This is a genomic window from Chitinophaga rupis, assembly GCF_900109685.1.
Lineage (GTDB): Bacteria > Bacteroidota > Bacteroidia > Chitinophagales > Chitinophagaceae > Chitinophaga > Chitinophaga rupis.
Genome location: NZ_FOBB01000008.1, coordinates 271,165 through 288,883, shown reverse-complemented (window position 1 = coordinate 288,883; position 17,719 = coordinate 271,165). Strand labels below are relative to the sequence as shown.

The window sequence follows — 17,719 nt, the reverse complement described above, 5'->3', positions numbered from 1 at the left end:
AAGCTAAGATCAGCGAAGCTGAAAAGCGTTGATCTGAATCAACAAAACTAACGTGCAGCATTTCTCAGCCTGCTTAATGTTTCTTTAGTTATGCCCAGGTAATTGGCAAGCATATGATGAGGTATGCGTAAGAATAATTCAGGAGAGGTACTCATTAATTTAGCGTAACGTTCCTGAGGCGATTCATAATATGATGCTGCCAGCCGCTCCATAAAATAACAGGCAGTATGCTGGGCCAGGTGCCTGCCAATTTTTTGCCATGAATACGTGCTATCGAAAAGCTCCATTAATTTTCCGGCATCCATACAAAGTAAGACAGACTTTTCAACCGCCAGGATATTTACCTGCGACGGCTTTTGCATAACAATGCTATAATAGTTGGTAACAAATTCATGTTCCATCGCAAAATCAAATGTACGGGCTTCTCCGTTTTGATTTTTTACCCAACGAAAACAACCTTCGAGTATAAATCCAACGGTTTTACATATTTTACCTTCTGCCAGAAATAATTCTTTCTTGTCATACGTCTGTACATATATCAGTTCCTTCAAATTTTCCCATTCCTGATCATTTAAAGGAGCAAGGCTGCTTAAATAAGTGCGCAGGGGCGTAAAGTCGTGGCTCATGAATGAGTTCTTTTCTCGTCATTTACATATTCCAAAATGTCGCCCGGTTGACAGTCTAATGCTTTACAAATTGCGTCTAATGTGCTGAAACGGATTGCTTTTGCCTTTCCTGTCTTTAAGATAGAAAGGTTAGATAATGTCAAATCAACTCTTTCAGAAAGTTCATTTAGAGAAATTTTTCGCTTTGCCATCATCACGTCTAAGTTTACAATAATTGGCATAGCTTAAATTGTTAAGTCATTTTCAGATTTCATATCTATGGCATTTTGCAATATTTTTTCAAATATTGCCGCAGCAGTTGCAACTACAACAGTAACAAAAGTAGTCACGATACACATGGCAAGAAACCCCGCAGGATCGTCCTCTTTATTATGAGCTACCCTTATATACAGTCCTGCTATCACAATTAAAACACTTAGTACGACCGCACAATACTTTATACTCTTTAAAGCTTTAACAGAGGCTGATGAGAATACTTTATTCTGTCCGATATATCCAAGTAATCTGAATGCCTTGTATAGCGCAACAAAAAAAGCGATGGATGCTGCGTATCCATACAGGATGAACGGGTCAGCGTAAATGCTGAACAAGTCTAAGTTTGCAGCTCTTCCTTCAGTTAGGGGAAACCGGATCAAAATGGCAAGTGCCACAAGGCCGATAAGCACGACAACTGCCTGAAGAAATACTATTGAAATTCTTTTCATAATGATTTTATGAATTTAGGATTCTACTGCAAACATAATAAATAATTATTGATAAACAATAAATATTTAGCGTTTTTAGGAGATATTGGGAAATAAATGTCTTGACCGGGTCAAACTGATTTATCAATTTCAGGATTTGAATCCGGCTGTAAAGATGCATTGATCTGACTTTACTATTCAGTAAATTGCTTGGATAAGCAAACCAACAAATTATGATCTCCCGGCAATGGACTGGTATCACCTCCGAAGAAAAAGCACCTGTATATATTGCTCATCTCCAAAACGATACCTTTCCCCAATTATCGTCTATGAAGGGCTTCATAAAAGCATCCATACTGAAAAGAAAAGTTCCGGAAGGTGTAGAATTCCTGATCATTACTGAATGGGAATCGCCGGAGGCCATCAAACAATTTGCAGGCGCTGATCCTGAAGTGGCAGTAGTACCGCCGGCAGTGCAGGAGATAATGATCCGTTATGATAAAGCGGTGAAACACTACGAAATAGCCGGCTAGGATCTTTCCTTCAGGTCTTTCAATACATACTTAACCCATTCCTCTTCAGGAATAGTAAGCTTCACATCGGGCGTAAAACCGGTATCATCAATCGGGTTTTCATCGGTCCAGCTTGATTTTGAGACGGGGATCATTAATATGAACTGTTTATGCGGAAGAGGCGTTGTTGTCCCGGGCCCCTCATAATCCATCATACCAACACTGTTTATGCCGTATCTCACTGTTTTACTGCTTTGCGCCATCAGCTTAAAAAAGTACTCCGCAGAGCTTCCACAGAGATCATCGGTGATGAGCGCTACTTTTGAAGGGTGCTGTAATATGCTGTCAACCGGAATGGTTAATCCGGGTATCGCGTAAAAAGCATTTTTTGTTACCGGCAATTCCTCATATGCTTTTTTAAGCTGCGCAATAAACGGATCTGGAAAGTATTTCTTTGCTTCCGCGGGAACCGGGTTTTTAACAAAATACTCCAGCTCTCCCCTTTTCAGCTTCACATTATCAGGCGAAACCCTTAGTAAGGGAACATCCTGTTTTATCGGGTTGGTCATCACATAAGGCAAAAGAAAGCTCCAGCCTGAATTACCTCCGCCATTTCCCCGCAGATCTATCACCAGGTATTTACTATTTCTGATCTCCTTATCATGAGCGGCGATCAGCTTCTCAATTTTGCTGTCATTATTGAAAAAAGTGGGGATCTTAACCAATGCGGTTTCCTTATCAGGCATTTGAAAATCCAACCCGTTATTATTATCCCGCCATTTGTTCAGCTCTGCTTTTTCCGCTGTGGTCATGGCTGTTGGGCCCACCTTTCCATACAGCGCGAAGTTCCACAATTGCAACAATCCGCCTCTTTGCTTTGCGTACATATCTACGCTATTGAACACATTATATTGTTTGAGCAAAAAACCTTTCTTATGGGGTGTCAAAGAAAAATACACGAGCCCTTTCTTTAGCTTTTCATCTTTTGCTTTTACAATGATGGCTTTATACTCGTTTCCCGGAAATTTTTTGATCCTGAGCCAGACCGTACTATCAGGATTTACCCACATCCCTTCTACAGCATCAGGTTTACCACTTATGGCATCATCCTCAACCATCTCCAGATCAGAATCATCCGCGTTCACGTAGGTAAACGAAAAGTGCTTGTCTTTAAAAAAACGTACATAGTCCCTGATCAGGTAAAAGCAACGCTTTGCATCCTTCTCTGAAGCTGCCTTGGATTGAAGGGCTCCGACAAGCTTATGATACCCGGCATTTTCTTTTGCAGGAAAGCCAGCATAGTTTTCCTCTGTTTTCTTAATTGTTTCATTGAGGTTTGCAAGACAATCACAAGCGCTCCCCTGGCCGGAAGCCAGGAAGGGCAGGGTAAAAACAGCAAATAAGATGATCAGTTTCACTTTCATAAAAATAGAAGGTTGAATTCACACGCGGATTACATGCCGGCTTTATTACCACCGGATATTATGCTCTATATAGCTGATCAGGTCTTTTGCCATGGCTTCCTGCTCATGCTTAGCCGGATGGCCCGGCGTATCTTTATAAGGAAAATAATGCGTGCTTATCCCAGTGTCGTGAAGATTGGCCACTGCTTTGGATATATACCCGGGCCAGGCTGAACCCTTCTTTGTTGCATCCATATTTCCCAGCGCGCATATGATCTTTGCCTGGGGATAGCGCCTCCGGATACTTTGCACAAATTTCTGGTAAGCTGCAACAATTTGATCAGCGGTTGGCCGGCTGCTGCCAAAACGGTGAATAAATTCAGCATGCTGCGGCTGGTTTATTAACCATGAATCATTCTGGAAAAGATTTATGACTACTACATCCGGTTTGAACTGACTGAAATCCCACTTGCTTTTTTCATCGGTCGCATCCTGGCGGTCAAACATTTCCGGCATAATGAGCGGAAACCAGCTTACCAGCACGCCAATACCGCTTTTAGCTATACAGCTATACTCCGCGTTGAAATGACGGGCGGTTATTGCGGCATAGCTCAGGGAATGATCCTCAAAAGGCGCAGAGCCCCGGTCCTGCCCCGTTGTGTCCAGCACTGCATATCCGCAGGTAATGGAATTACCATAGAACTCGATCTTCCGTTTTTTAGCCGCAGGCGCCGGGCCGATCGTGGTATTGGGAGCCAGCTCAAACTGATAGAACCAGGTTTTACCAAAGCTCCATTCCGTACGTTTAAATAAGGTTAACCGGTGTTTGCCGGCAGGTAAACCTGCTACCAGCGTATAAACATGCTTTGATGAATCAAGCTGCAGATCGGGCAATAAGCTGTCATCTACAATAACCTTGAAATAATTAGTCCCAAACTGGTCCTTCAACAGTGCCTTCACCCCGGTGCCGCTGAAATTTATGCTAATGGAATTACCAGGCCAGCTTAATTCAGCTGCATCCTGTTTAAAAGCCATGCGGCCCATATAATGAATATGCGGATCGTTGCTTTTTACAACGGTTTGTGCAGCACAGCTCTGCAGAATTAACAAGAACAGGTGAACAATTAAGAATATTCTCATCAATTAAAATGTTTATACAGTCCGGTAAAAATATATTAAAACAGTCATAAATTTTACCGGTTCAGGCTTTTTGCCTTTAAGCCATACCGTATAGGCGTGCTTACAAAAACGGCTGCATGAACTGCAGCCGTTTTTTACTGAAGATCCTACTGTAACTGCAGGCGGTAGCTAAACCGCGCCGGCGCTGCATGCACCACATAGGGAGGCAGCGGACGGGGTCCGCATGAATTGGAGCCTACGCCCAGCGTATACCGGCTAATACACAGCACCGTGCCCCGGGACACCGGCAGGTCTATCTTGTACTCTGTTTTTTCCAGATCGTCATCACTGTAGGGTAAGGCAGATACCTGCAGCAGGGCTGTATCCCGCTGCACGGTAAGGGAAGCGCCCCGGGAGCTGTTCAATTTTGCCCAGCGTACATCTTCATGATTACCGCACTCCATTGGCTTTTCGTAAGGGGTAAGCTGTTCTTTCACCGTGCTTTGATAAACACCTACATCAAAACCACTCTTCCGGTCGGCATAGTTTTCCATAGGCCCACGGCCAAAGTAGCTGAACCGGTCCAGATCTTTTGCCAGGAACAGCCGTACACCCAGGCGGGCCAGCACCAGATCGGGGTTGCTGAAAACAACGCTGTTATCTGCCAGCAGGCTGCCATCGCCATGGATGGTATATACAACAGTATGATGCACGGTAAAGTGTTGCCGGCCCGTTCCCGTGAGATGCGCGATGACCTGCACCGTACCTGGCGCGGGCTGTACAACGCCAATACTGTCTGCCGACCATTGCAGGTGTTTCAGGCCATATTTTTCCCATCCCTCATTGGCCCACATATCATCATTGCGGTGCGGTGCGCGCCACAGGTGCAGCAGTGGGCCGCCGCCTGCCTGCAGCAGCTGCCGGCCATTCACTGCCATGCTGCTGAAAGTGCCGGTATGCCTGTTAAACACCAGCAAAAAATTCCGGCCGCTGATCTTTATACTGCTGTCAGCTTCTGTGAGCTGTAAAGGAAGATCGCCCGCAGCCGTCGCCGGTGGCTGCATACCGGCAACAGGCAGCGCCAGCTGCTGTGCTGCCACCTCAAAACCTTTAGGCGCCCATAGCTGGCGTTGCAGGGTGGTAAAGGAAACCCGTAAAAAGTATTCAGCCCCGGGTTCCGGTTGCGCCAGGTGATAAGGTACTTTTACGGTTCTTTCTGCGCCCGGCTCCAGTCCGGCTATGGTAAGGCGGCCGCTGTCTGTTACCTTCCCGTTCTTTGATAAGGTCCACTTGCAGGCAAAGGAATCCAGGTTAGTGAACTGGTAACGGTTTTTAATGGTTACCATACCGTTTGCCAGGTCGGTACCCTGTATACCTATCCACTGGTAAGCATGCTTTAATTCCGGATAGTGCGGTTTTTCCGAACGATCAGAAGCTACTACGCCTTTGTGTATAAAATAATGATCATTCGGGTACTCCCCAAAACCGCCGCCAAAGGCCAGTATGGGGTGTTTGGGATCACGCCGGTTCCACAGGCCCTGGTCCTGCCATTCCCAGATACAGCCCCCCAGCAGCGAAGGGTATTTGTCAAAAAGGTTATTATAATCATCTACCGCGCCCATAGAGTTGAACATGGCATGCGCATATTCGCACAGGTAAAAGGGTTTAGTATACCCGTTATCGTTAGCCAGCTTTTCTACTTCTCCGGGCGAGGTGTACATGCGGCTGTCAATATCAGCCGGGTTATCCTTATCAATGCCAAATCCTTCGTAGTGTGTAAACCGTGTGGAGTCAATGTCACGGATGGCCTGTAATGCTGCGCGGAAGTTGGAGCCTCCCCTGCCGCATTCATTACCTAAAGACCAGATAATAACAGACGGGTGATTTTTAAAGTTCTCTACATTGGCCACATTGCGGTCTATGATGGCGGCCTTTATACGCGGCTCTTCATCAAAATCGCCCATGGCGCCGTGGCATTCCACATTTGCTTCTGCCAGCACGTAAATACCGTATTCATCACACAGCTCATACCAGCGGGGATCATCTGAGTAATGGCAGGTGCGCACGTGGTTGCAGTTAGCTTGTTTGATCAGTACCAGATCCCGTATCATCTGCGCTTCTGTAACGGCATGGCCCACATCAGGCCAGTGCTCGTGCCTGTTAACACCTTTGAGCTTTACCGGAACACCGTTCACCAGGAACTGGCGGCCTTTAATGGCAAGGTTGCGGAAGCCGGTACGTGCCGACAGGATCTCTTCTGCCCTGTTCCCACTTTTCAGGGTCAGCACGGTAGTATACAGCCGGGGCGTTTCTGCTGTCCATTGCTGCGGGTGCTGTACAGGCACTGTAACGTTTACAATGGTTTCCTCGCCGGGCGCTAATGCCGGCACAGGAACATGGCCGCTGCTTCCTTTTACGGGCTGCTGGCCGTTGTACAGGTCAACCGTAAGCTGCCGGGCCGGTACTGCGCTGCTGCCATAGTTCTTTATTTTAGCAGCCACCTGCAAGGCAGCATCACGGTACTGCCCATCCAACTGTGCATGCACGGTAAAATCCCGTATATGCGTTACCGGGCTGCTCCAAAGGCTAACGTTACGGAAAATGCCGCTCAGGCGCCACATATCCTGGTCTTCCAGGTAACTGCCGGTGGTAAAGCGGTATACTTCCACTGCAATCATGTTATTACCTGGCTGCACAAAAGAGGTAATGTCAAAATCCGCTGCGTTACGGCTGTTCACGCTGTAGCCAACCTTGCGGCCGTTCACCCACAGGAAAAAGCCGGCATCCACCCCGTCAAATGTAATAAAGATGCGGCGGCCCTTCCAGCCGGCCGGCACTACAAAATTGCGCCGGTAGCTGCCTACAGGGTTACGCTCTTTGTAAGTGGTGTATTTTTCAGGCGGTGTGCTCATTACATGCGGAAAGTCCTTCTGAAAAAGAAAGGTAAAGTTGGTGTAGGCCGGTGTGCCATATCCCTCTACCTGCCAGTTGGAGGGTACTTTGATCTCTTTCCAGCCTGAAACATCATAACCGGGTTTATAAAAATCTACCGGCCGCTGTTGCGGCCATGCTACCCAGTGGAACTTCCACATGCCGTTAAGGCTAAGGTTAAAGGAAGAGGCATGCCGGTTGGCCCGTAATGCTTCCTTCAGATCGCCATAAGGCATTAAGGTGGCATGTGCCGGCTGCTTGTTAATACCCAGGCATTGCGGGTCTTCTATTTCATGCGGAACGGGTGCGTTGCCACTGCTGTCCGTATTAAAGCCAGTTCTATTCGCATAGGCCGCCGGTTGCAGCGCCAGGCCGGCAGCCAGTAACCAGGTAATTTTGTTCATTCGCATTGCTGTTCTGCAGGTGTTTTATTTTAGCTGAGAAAATTAATATTTAAAAGGCATTCAACTCCGCCAGGTGTGTATAAGTGGCGTTATAGGAGGATAAGATATTCACCCGGAAATACCTGGCATCCCTGAAACCTGAAAGGAACTGCTTTTGCAGGTCTTTGGTATTCTGCAGGGTAAAGGAGCCGGCCGGCTCCCAGCTGAGATTGTCTATGCTGGTTTCTACCGTCACCGACTGTGGCTTACCATCATTATCGCTTTGCCGGTCCAGGAAAGACAATCCGTGCAGGGTTTTCACGGCGCCCATATCAACCGTAATATAATGCGGCGGGCCAGGACTGCCGCCCTGCCACTGGGTATGCCAGTAGGTAGCAGCATTATTGTCAATGGCAAAAACCGCCCTGCCATTATCCGCTCCTTCCCCGCTGGCTTCCTGTGATGAAAAGCCTATGATCCTCCATGCCGACCTGTCAAAATCGGGATAATCCGCCAGGTTCGGCTGCGCCCTGATAACGAAGTACACTGTACGCAGCTGCTCATTTACTGTTATGGTTGATTTTACGATGCTTATTGGCAGCAGGTAGTCTTTAAGTGCGGCAATGCCATCGGCACCGCTGGTTTTAACAGCCAGCTCCAGCGGCGGTGTGCTGAGCTGCCCGCGGGGTATTACCGCACTGGTTTCACTGAGCGTGTAGCCGTGCTCCGGCAAAAGCGTATATGCGGTATTGTTAGCCCGGTTAAAGCTGTCCACCAGCGCGGGGTTTACACTAAAGGTTACGGGTATATCTGCCTGCGGATAACCGGCCCCGCCATAGTCCGCGCCGTAAATGATCACCTGGGCGCTGTCTGTGATCGCTAAAACACGGCTTACCGGGTTATTAACAGCTGCCGGCATATATACTTTTATATAATTAGCCAGGGGCTGATCTGGCAGGTCATATTTGTTCTTACAGGCGGCCAGCAAAAGCAGGCTGGCAATAATAACATACAGCGTGCGGAATTTATTGAAAGACATATTTTTCATTTTTTCAGATCATTCAAAACTATTGATACAGCATTACCAACCCGGGTTTTGCACTACCAGGCGGCCCCTGTCCAGCTCATACTGGCTAATGGGGAACCAGTAGCTGCCGGGCAGCCACAGATGCTTTACGGCTACTATCCGCTGGTAAAAGCTATTGTTGTTCTGGTTAATGTTCATACCATGCAGGTCGCCCATTACCTGCGGCGCTATTTTCCAGCGGCGTATATCAAACCAGCGGTGGTACTCAAAGGCCAGCTCCACCCTTCTTTCCGCACGGATCTTGGTACGCATCTCAGCCTGGCCTGCCGGTACCTGCAGCGGATTATCGCCGGCGCCATATTGCGGAATACCGGCGCGCTCCCGTACCAGGTTCAGGTATTTAAGTATACCGGCATTGCCAGGGTCATACTCATTCAGCGCTTCGGCATAGTCCAGGTATATTTCTCCCAGGCGGAACAGCACCAGCGGCCTGTTTTGATGCTGGCCATTGCCGCCGGAACCGGCGTTGGTTTGCGGGCCTACATTTTTGCGAATGAGGTAACCTGTTTTAGACCAATCCGTAGGATGCCCGTTCTTACCATTAGGGCCGGAAATAAAAAATGATACCGGCGCCGGCGCGCTCATATTACCGCCCTGAAAAATGCTGTTGTTGTAGGTAATAGCGGCATAAAAGCGGGGCTCCCGGTTTATGTACATATTGAACACCTGCACGCCATTTACATCCGTAAAACCTGTTTCCGAATACAGGGAAGATTCCCGGATAGAGCGGCCATCTTTCATAAAATAGGCATCTACCTGCTCCTGCGTGGCCGCAATACCACACCATCCCCCGGCCTGGCGGGGCATGGCGTTCACGTCCCAGTCCCAAAGGCTATTATCTTTGCGCACAAAGATCTGCTCATTGTTCCAGGGCTCCATCAGGGCGCCCTGTACAGATTTAACAGGATCTCCGCCCGGATCTTTATACAGCGAGTAGAGATTAAGGTCTATAACTGCTTTAGCGGCATCGGCTGCACGCTGCCATTTTTCCTGGCTATAGCTTTGGGAAATGAGTGCGGTACCATCTGCATTCCTGAAACCTGCCATCTCTGTATTGCCGTTATAAAGCGGACTGGCGGCATATAGCAGCAGCCTTGCCTTTACCGCCAGGGCCATGCCTTTGGTGGCGCGGCCATATTCGCGGTCGGCATTAAGGCCATTGCTCTGTGGTGTCAGCGGCAGCACCGCTGCAGCCTTATCCAGCTCTGCTACCACAAAATCAACGCAATTATCAAAGGGGCTGCGCGGCAGCTACATGTCGGCAGCCGGCGCATCCGGCGGCGTAAGCGTATCGCTTACAAGCACTACCGGCCCGTACTGCCGCATCAGCAGAAAGTAATAATAAGCGCGCAGGAAACGGGCTTCCGCCTTGTACTGGTCAATCAGCTGCTGACCGTTCAAAGAACGGATCTCTTCATTTTCATCAATATGGGCAATGAAATATCCGGCGGAGCGGATACCGTTATAATAGTAGCCCCATTTCTCAAACAGGTTATTACCTGCGCTGATGTTGCCGATGTTAAGATTGTAAATGGTATATTTTGACCAGGTAATATCTCCTTCATCGCTGTTGCCCAGCCAGGGCCAGCCATCCCATTGATTGGATTCATCATCCACATAACTGTACACATTGGCAAGGTATTGTTCGGAGGTGGCTTTTTTATGGAACACCTCTTCTATTGTAATGCGGTCGTCGGGCACCTGGTCCAGGTATTTTTTGCAGGCAACGCTGCAGCTTACCATCACGAATAACAGGATGCTCCGGTAAATCAGGTTCTTGTTCATTGTCAGTAGATCTTTGATTGTTAGCAGCTGTTTTATTTCAGTGTGAGCCTTGCGCCCAGGTTATAGGTTTTTACCAGCGGGTACTGTGAGCCGCGGCCATCTCCCAGCTCTACATCCCACAACTTAAAGCCGCTTATGGTCCAGAGGTTGTAGCCAATGAAATACAGGTTCAGGTTGGAAATGCCCATGTTGTTCAGCCATTGTTTTCCTGCCAGGTTATAGCTGAACTGCAGCGTTTGCAGGCGCAGGAAAGCACCGTTCTTCACCCACCAGGAGCTGTTGGCATAGTTCATATTATCGTTACCATAGGTAAGGCGCGGGTACAGGGGATGGGGATGTGCGCCGTCCGGCGTCCACCGGTCTGTGATCTGTGACAGCAGGTTACCGCGCTCCCCGCCCTGGCTGAAAGGCTGCAGGCCATCGCCGTTCAGCTGTATATCCACATTGCTGATACCTTTGAACCAGCCTGCCAGCGACCAGCCTTTCCAGTTAATGGTAGGTCCGAAGCCATATACTATTTCCGGTATGCTGCCATAACCAATGGGCCCCTGATCGTAGGTGTCTATTTTACCATCGCTGTTCAGGTCCTTGTACTTAATATCCCCCGGCCGGTTGGTACCGGTCTGGTAAGGGCTGTTGGCAATTTCCTTATCGCTCTGGAAAAGCCCCAACGCCGTATAGCCGAAGCGCTGGCCCAGCTTGCGGCCGATGCGCTGCTGCCAGGGATAGGGCCAGGGTGCGTTTGCATCGTTGATCACAAAAGCCCTGTTCCAGGTAAAATTGCCACGCAGGCCAATGATCAGATCTTTGCCTATTCTTTTATTGAGCTCCAGGGTTGCACCCACTCCCCTGTTATGGATCTCGCCCAGGTTAGCGTAGGGCAGCGTGCGGATGCCTTCATATAGCGGTACATCACCGCGTTGCCGGAATATGCCCGTCCTGTTCTCATTAAAAACATCCACTACCAGGGAAAGCGCGTCGCGCAGGGTTTTGATCTCTACGCCAACATTAGTTTTCTTTGCTTTTTCCCAGGTAACAGCCACCGCGTAGTCGCCAATATCCAATCCGTCTCCTATGTTATTGTCAGCGCCGTTGCGCCCATAGGAATAACCACCATTACCACCGCCGACCGTAGAGATGTAGGCGAAGCGGCGGCCGCCGATATTGCTGTTTCCCACCAGGCCGTATGAAACACGGAGCTTGAGGAACTGTATGGCATTGCCGAGCGGTTTAAAAAAGGGCTCTTCAGAAGCTACCCAGCCGGCTCCAACAGAAGGGAAAAAACCGAAGCGGTGATCCGGCGCAAAAGTTTCTGAACCGTTGTAACCAAAATTGGCTTCAGCAAGATACCTGTTGTCATAAGCATAGGTGAGGCGGCCGGAGAGTCCCATATAACGGTAAGGGATGGAGCTAATGAAATCACCGGCAAATGCATCTTCCTTGTCGGACTGGTTGTATAACAACATGCCTGTTACATTATGCTTGCCAAAGGTGTTGTTATAGTTGATGGCTGCTTCCGTATAAAACTGCCGGGTGCCGCCGTTGCTGCGGCTGTAACCCAGAAAGTTGCTGCCAATGGAGGTTTGGTCCAGCAGCAGCTTTCCGGCGGAGTCCCTGCCACGCGCCAGGTAACCGTCAACAGTTTTGGTGCGGCTTATCGTATGTGCGTTATAGTTATCAAAGGAGAACATGCCTGTTACAGACAATCCCTTGAGCCAGCTGCCCAGGTCCTGTGTCAGGCGGATATTGCTCCACAGCTGGCTTCTGAACTCGCTCACATAACCGCTTTGGGTAAGCAGGTTGTAGGGATTGTTGATATCGCCCGTACGGATCTGGGAATGGAGGCCATTGGAATAAACAGGAGGTATAAGTATGGGTGGCAGCAGGTAGGCGGAGCCCCAGATCTGGTCTACCGAGCTGCCGGGAAAATTGCCATTGCTGATCCAGCCGGCCGCGCCAAAATCCACTTTTGTTGTTTTGCTCAGCTGCAGGTTCAGATTAGCGGTGAAATTGTAACGGGTGTATTTGATGGCGGAGTTATAATTTGCCAGCTGATCTGTTTTGTACATGCCATTTTCATCATAGTACCCTATGGAAAGATAATACTGTGCATTGTCGGAGCCGCCGCTGGCATTTACGCGGGCACGCCGGTTCTGCCCGTATTTATTGAACAGCGTTTTAAACCAGTCAACATTGGGATACAGATCCGGGTCCTTACCATTGGCGGTAAGCGCAATTCTTTCTGCCGAATATTTCGGCAGCGGATCATCAGGATTGGAGTTACGGTATGCTTCATTCGCCATCTGCATATAAGTAACGCCGTCTGCAAATTTTGGTATGCTGGTGAACTGTGTAATACCCTGGTCATACTGCATATTGATCCGGGGCCGGCCTACCTTGCCGGTTTTGGTTTGGATAAGAATAACGCCGTTGGCGCCTCTTACCCCGTAAACCGCTGTTGCGGAAGCATCTTTGAGGATGCTGAAGCTGGCAATATCCTCAGGGTCCACGTTGGCAAAATCACGTTCAATACCATCTACCAGCACCAGCGGTTTGCTGTTGGTGAAAGTAGATATGCCGCGGATATAAATTTCAGCGTTGTCATACCCCGGCTGCCCGCTGCGCTGCACGCCTATTACGCCTGCTACCCGCCCTGCTATTACGTCGGTGAGGTTGGCCACCGGCTGCTTCAGCTCCTCTGCGCGAATGGTGCTTTGCGCGCCAATAGTGGTGATCCTTTTCTGCTGGCCATAGCCTACTACCACTACATCATTCAGGCCCATGACCTGCTCCTGCATTGCGATGCTGATCTCACTGCGGTTATTTACCGGCACGGCCTGCGTTATATAACTTACAAAGCTGAATAGCAGCGTATCATTATTTGCCCGCAGCCGGATGGTGTACTGCCCATTGGAAAGAGAGGTGGTACCGGTTTTTGACACTTTGCTTGTAATGGTTACGCCGGGCAGGGGCTGCCCTTTTGCATCGGTTACCGTGCCGCTGACCGTTGTCAGCTGCGGCGCTGCGGGGGCCTGCTTTCTTTTTACAACAACGGAATGTTCCAGTACCTCAAAGGTCAGGGGCTGATCCCTGAAACACTGATCCAGCACCTGTTTCAAAGGCTGATTAGTTACAGCGAGGCTTACCGGTTTTGCTTCTTTCAGCATTTCATTTTCATACAGGAAGTCAAAACCGGTTTGCTGCCGCAGCTGCCGGAACACTTCTTTCAGCCCTTCATTGTTTACGTGCAGGCTTACCTGTTGTGCACGCGCCAGAGGCCCCAGCAGCAAACAGCAAACGATCAGTATAAGCTTACGTGAAATTGCATGCCAACGGCGATCAGGGACATAGCAATGCCGTTTGCATAAACATGCATTAAAAAACATACCCATTTGGTTGATTAATTTATGTGGTTGTGGAATTAATACTTCATACGCGGATTAGTTACAATAAAGCTTACGGCATAACAATAATCTTACGATCTTCTTTCTTAAAATGAACAACCCCGGTCATTTCCAGCCGTTTTAACACGGCTGTTACATCGTTATAGCGTGACACTGTTCCCCCAAAATTTCCTTTTATGCTGTTGTCTGTAAATACTACTTCTACATCGTACCAGCGTGCGATCTGCTGCATAACCTCCTGAATACCGGCATTGTCAAAGGCAAAATAACCGTTCTTCCAGGCTACTGCATCTTCCGGGTTCACCGTTTTTACGCGGAAAGCAGCAAGTGGCGAGGACAGCACTCCCTGCTCTCCCGGTTGCAGCAACACCTGGCTGGCAGCCGATACCAGCTTCACAGCGCCCTGCAGCAGCGTAGTCTTTATGAGGCTTTCATCCTGGTAAGCCGAAATGTTGAACCGGGTGCCCAGCACCTGCACTTCCATACCATTGGCCACCACTTTAAATGGCTGCTGCGGGTTGCCGGCTATTTCAAAATAGGCCTCCCCGGACAGCTTCACTACTCTTTCCGTACCGGTAAAAGCTACGGGGAACTGCAGTGATGAAGCTGCATTCAACCATACTTTTGTACCATCTGATAACGTTACCCGGAACTGGCTTCCGCGGGGTGTAGCCAGCGTGTTATAAGCAATAAGCGCTTCTTTTTCTTTTGCCTCATACTGCAGGCTATCCCCGTGCTGGCGAACGGCGGTGCCGCCCTGCCGGATAACCTGGTTACCGGTGCTGTCCAGTGTAATCCTGGACCCATCTGCCAGGGTAAGAATGGCCCTGTTAGCGCCAGGCGCCACATCACCTTTCTGCTGTACAACGGCTGCGGGCTGTTTAAACGACCCGCGCGGCCAGTAATAAATACCGGCTGCCAGCAGCAGGATGATGGCAGCAGCTGCCCATCCCCAGCGGCGCATGAAATGGATACGGGGAGCAGTATGGCCGGAACCTGCTACAGGCGCAAGGATTGCAGCGCCATCCAATTCCGCCATTTGCTGCTTAATTGCTGCAAGCGCGCTTTCAACATCACCTGCATTTGTTAGCCCATGCAGGTTTTCGCGGTTGCATAGCTGTTCAATAAACGCTTCCCAGGCAGCAGCATGCTCCGGTTCCTCCAGCGTTTCACATAACCGCTGCAGGTCTGCAGCAGAAATGGTTTCTGCCAGGTACTGATCAAATAATTTGTCTAGTTCGGCTCGTTGCATTGTACAATTTTACTACCGGCTTATATTAATGGAACCCAGCTTAAGAAAAAGGACGTGTCCGGGTTAAAAAAAATTTTTTACATAACCGGCAAACAGGCATACCAGCAAAATATCCCCATACTGGGTGATATATTTTCGCAGAAAAGCCAGTGCCTTTACAATATAATCCTTTACGGTATGCCCGCTCAGCCCCATTTCCCGGGCAATAGCCTCATGGGACAGGCCCTGTTCCCGGCTAAGCCGGAAAGCACGCTGCTGCTGTGGGGGAAGTTTTCGTATACCTGCTTCTATAAGCTGCTGCAGCTCTTTCAGACGGGCGTTCATTTCCGGGGTGGCTTCAGCCTGAGTAATATAACCGAGAGGATGGGACAGGGATCTTTTATAACTTTCTTCAATGGTAGCTCGTTTCAGCTTTCTGAGGATGAAATTCCGGGTGGCCTGGTACAAATAGCCACGTATATTCTGTACCGTAGTCATTTGCTGCCGCTCTTTCCATACCCATAGAAAGACTTCCTGTGCCACATCTTTGGCAAAATCAGCTGATCTTGAAGCCAGGAATGCAACAGAATAAACATGATCCCAATGTAGGCGGAAAAGGGTATCAAAAGCAACAGTATCCCCCGCTGCCATGCGCATCAGCAAATCCTGTTCGTTATGTACCACCTGGTTTGACAATCTGAATAACTCTGCTTTAGGTTTGCCAAATGTAGCGCAAAATGTTCCTGTTCAAAGCTAAAGCCTTGTATATCAATAAAGGGAATCAGGTCTTTACAACGATGCAGGCTATAGTAGCCTGCATCGTGTACCCGCTTTAAGGCGGCTGAAATTACAAAAATCTGCAGAAGTTTATTTTTTATTCACCCTGGAGAAGGGAACCGGTGGCTTATGTGGGTGTCTGATATCTACCGCATCAGGGTATAGGTATGGCGTCCATTGGCATAAAAGCTATCCAATGGAAAAGTTAAACTATGTATGGCAGCTTTACGGTTTATCCCACCATACCCGGGTGCTCAGCTTATCAGCGCCCTGCCGTTCAATGGCCTTATTCACCTTGTCGGTATTCACACTCAGCTCAGATGTTGGATAGGTGAGCCTTCTGATAAAAGTACCATTTGGCACATCCGGGTTACTGGGCTGCCCGTATGGATTGGGTGTGAGGGCCGGGAAACCGCTTCTCCTGAAATTAGCAAAAGCTTCAGGCCCGTTCAGAAAGGAAGCGATCCAGTATTGAGTATTGATCTGCTGCAGCTCAGTGCCGGCCGTCAATGGGTTGGCGGTAACATAAGTATCGCGGGCTGCCGCAGGAACAGCGGAATTGGGATCATATGCAGCCATCTGGTCCATATGCGCCCGGATGCCGTCGGCAAAATATTGGGCTGCAGTACCGCCGGTGATCCAGCCCCTGAAGCTCGCCTCCGCCAGCAGCAGATTGGTTTGCGCGGCAGTTACCAGGAATACCGGCGAAGAGATCTTCACGATCCTGCGGCGGTCTACCTGGCTGTAATCATAGAAGCTGGCCAGGCCGTCGGCAGTGGCGGCGGCCGTGATGGTACCGTTGTCTTTTCCAATGGGCATACCTATTTGCTTTGCGGGATCCGTGGAGCCAATTGCTACTGTTTGTCCTGCACCGCTGCCGGCGCCTACATACCGGATGGCAATGGCCGCTAAACGGGGATCATTCGTATTCTTTAACTGGTCTACAAACGGTTTGGCAAGGTAAAAGTTGGCGGCTTCACTGCCGTTGAGCGTAGCACCTATGGGTTGGGTGAAATTAGGATCATGACGGATATACGCATTATCTGCATTGGCGGTGATCACACCGCCGGTAACGGCTGCCTGTACCGTGCTCTGTGCTTTTGCTGCATCCGCTTTTATTAACCGCATGCCGGCGCGCAGCAGCAGGGAGTAAGCAAATTTTTTCCATTTAGCTACATCACCGGCGTATAATAGATCACCGGTTTCAATGGTGCCGGCGGGGTTCAGGGCGGCTGCCGCCTCTGTCAGCTCCTGGATGATCTTTGGATAGATGTCCTGCTGCGCGTCGTATTCAGGGAACAGGATACCGTCCGAATAACCGGCTCCGCCTTCTGTATAAGGTATATCTCCATATTCATCTGTAAGGATCATAAAAACGTACGACTGGTAAATGCGCGCCATATTGTACATATTGCTCCTGGCAGGATCGTCTTTTGTACGCATCAGGGCATCATGCGTATTCTTGATCACACTTTGATAATAGGCGGCCCATAAAGGCTGTGTAGTTACATCACGGCTGTCCTGGTTAAAATTGGCGCCGGCCAGCACCCCGCCGTTGGGTGTTACCATTTGCTGCACAATACCCACATCAAATACCAGTGATTTTACAGGAAAGGAAGTATTGATGATAGCCTGGTTCAATAACAGGGCCGGATCCAGCGAAGAGGGATTGGTTTTATTCACATTCAGATCAGACAATCCACTTTCGCAGGAAGCCATGGCCAGTACTAATAGGAACCCAATGCTATAGTTTAAGATCTTTTTCATAACGGAGGTTG

General features: G+C 49.1%; 14 protein-coding genes. 1 reads left to right on the top strand and 13 read right to left on the bottom strand.

Annotated elements, in window-relative coordinates:
• Positions 1-47: 47 nt before the first annotated feature.
• The 3 genes from BMZ54_RS25725 to BMZ54_RS25715 all read right to left on the bottom strand — a co-directional run bounded on the left by BMZ54_RS25725 (position 48) and on the right by BMZ54_RS25715 (position 1,330).
• Complete coding sequence (locus BMZ54_RS25725; protein ID WP_162277670.1) at positions 48-551, bottom strand: Crp/Fnr family transcriptional regulator; 504 nt, start codon at positions 549-551, stop codon at positions 48-50.
• Between the two features lie 71 nt (positions 552-622).
• Positions 623-820: a helix-turn-helix domain-containing protein gene (locus BMZ54_RS25720; RefSeq protein ID WP_449384819.1), complete on the bottom strand. Its 198-nt coding sequence runs from the start codon at positions 818-820 to the stop codon at positions 623-625.
• Positions 821-850: 30 nt separating this feature from the next.
• Positions 851-1,330, bottom strand: a complete 480-nt coding sequence (locus BMZ54_RS25715; RefSeq protein WP_089918892.1) for a DUF2975 domain-containing protein — start codon at positions 1,328-1,330, stop codon at positions 851-853.
• A gap of 212 nt (positions 1,331-1,542) precedes the next feature.
• Here BMZ54_RS25715 and BMZ54_RS25710 point away from each other — a divergent pair, with 212 nt between their 5' ends.
• Positions 1,543-1,842, top strand: a complete 300-nt coding sequence (locus BMZ54_RS25710) for an antibiotic biosynthesis monooxygenase family protein (protein ID WP_143081134.1) — start codon at positions 1,543-1,545, stop codon at positions 1,840-1,842.
• Here BMZ54_RS25710 and BMZ54_RS25705 read toward each other — a convergent pair.
• The 10 genes from BMZ54_RS25705 to BMZ54_RS25660 all read right to left on the bottom strand — a co-directional run bounded on the left by BMZ54_RS25705 (position 1,839) and on the right by BMZ54_RS25660 (position 17,708).
• The gene (locus BMZ54_RS25705) at positions 1,839-3,245 is read right to left on the bottom strand and encodes a S41 family peptidase (RefSeq protein WP_089918887.1); all 1,407 of its coding nucleotides are present in this window, start codon (positions 3,243-3,245) and stop codon (positions 1,839-1,841) included. The genes BMZ54_RS25710 and BMZ54_RS25705 overlap by 4 nt on opposite strands.
• Positions 3,246-3,290: 45 nt before the next feature.
• Positions 3,291-4,364, bottom strand: coding sequence for an SGNH/GDSL hydrolase family protein (locus BMZ54_RS25700; RefSeq protein ID WP_089918885.1), 1,074 nt, complete (start codon positions 4,362-4,364; stop codon positions 3,291-3,293).
• Between the two features lie 146 nt (positions 4,365-4,510).
• A complete protein-coding gene (locus BMZ54_RS25695; RefSeq protein WP_089918883.1) occupies positions 4,511-7,684 on the bottom strand; it encodes a glycoside hydrolase family 2 TIM barrel-domain containing protein in 3,174 nt (1,057 codons plus the stop codon).
• Positions 7,685-7,727: 43 nt separating this feature from the next.
• Complete coding sequence (locus BMZ54_RS25690; RefSeq protein WP_162277669.1) at positions 7,728-8,696, bottom strand: discoidin domain-containing protein; 969 nt, start codon at positions 8,694-8,696, stop codon at positions 7,728-7,730.
• A 42-nt stretch (positions 8,697-8,738) separates the two neighbouring features.
• Positions 8,739-9,959, bottom strand: coding sequence for a RagB/SusD family nutrient uptake outer membrane protein (locus BMZ54_RS25685; protein WP_089918879.1), 1,221 nt, complete (start codon positions 9,957-9,959; stop codon positions 8,739-8,741).
• Positions 9,960-9,995: 36 nt separating this feature from the next.
• The gene (locus tag BMZ54_RS25680; protein ID WP_089918876.1) at positions 9,996-10,529 is read right to left on the bottom strand and encodes a RagB/SusD family nutrient uptake outer membrane protein; all 534 of its coding nucleotides are present in this window, start codon (positions 10,527-10,529) and stop codon (positions 9,996-9,998) included.
• Positions 10,530-10,561: 32 nt separating this feature from the next.
• Positions 10,562-13,819 (bottom strand): TonB-dependent receptor, encoded by a 3,258-nt coding sequence (locus tag BMZ54_RS25675; RefSeq protein ID WP_162277668.1) that lies wholly within the window; start codon positions 13,817-13,819, stop codon positions 10,562-10,564.
• A gap of 166 nt (positions 13,820-13,985) precedes the next feature.
• On the bottom strand, positions 13,986-15,185 hold the full coding sequence (locus BMZ54_RS25670) for a FecR family protein (protein ID WP_089918872.1): 1,200 nt from the start codon (positions 15,183-15,185) through the stop codon (positions 13,986-13,988).
• Positions 15,186-15,248: 63 nt separating this feature from the next.
• Complete coding sequence (locus BMZ54_RS25665; RefSeq protein WP_089918870.1) at positions 15,249-15,860, bottom strand: RNA polymerase sigma-70 factor; 612 nt, start codon at positions 15,858-15,860, stop codon at positions 15,249-15,251.
• A 306-nt stretch (positions 15,861-16,166) separates the two neighbouring features.
• The gene (locus BMZ54_RS25660; protein ID WP_089918868.1) at positions 16,167-17,708 is read right to left on the bottom strand and encodes a SusD/RagB family nutrient-binding outer membrane lipoprotein; all 1,542 of its coding nucleotides are present in this window, start codon (positions 17,706-17,708) and stop codon (positions 16,167-16,169) included.
• Between the last annotated feature and the right edge of the window lie 11 nt (positions 17,709-17,719).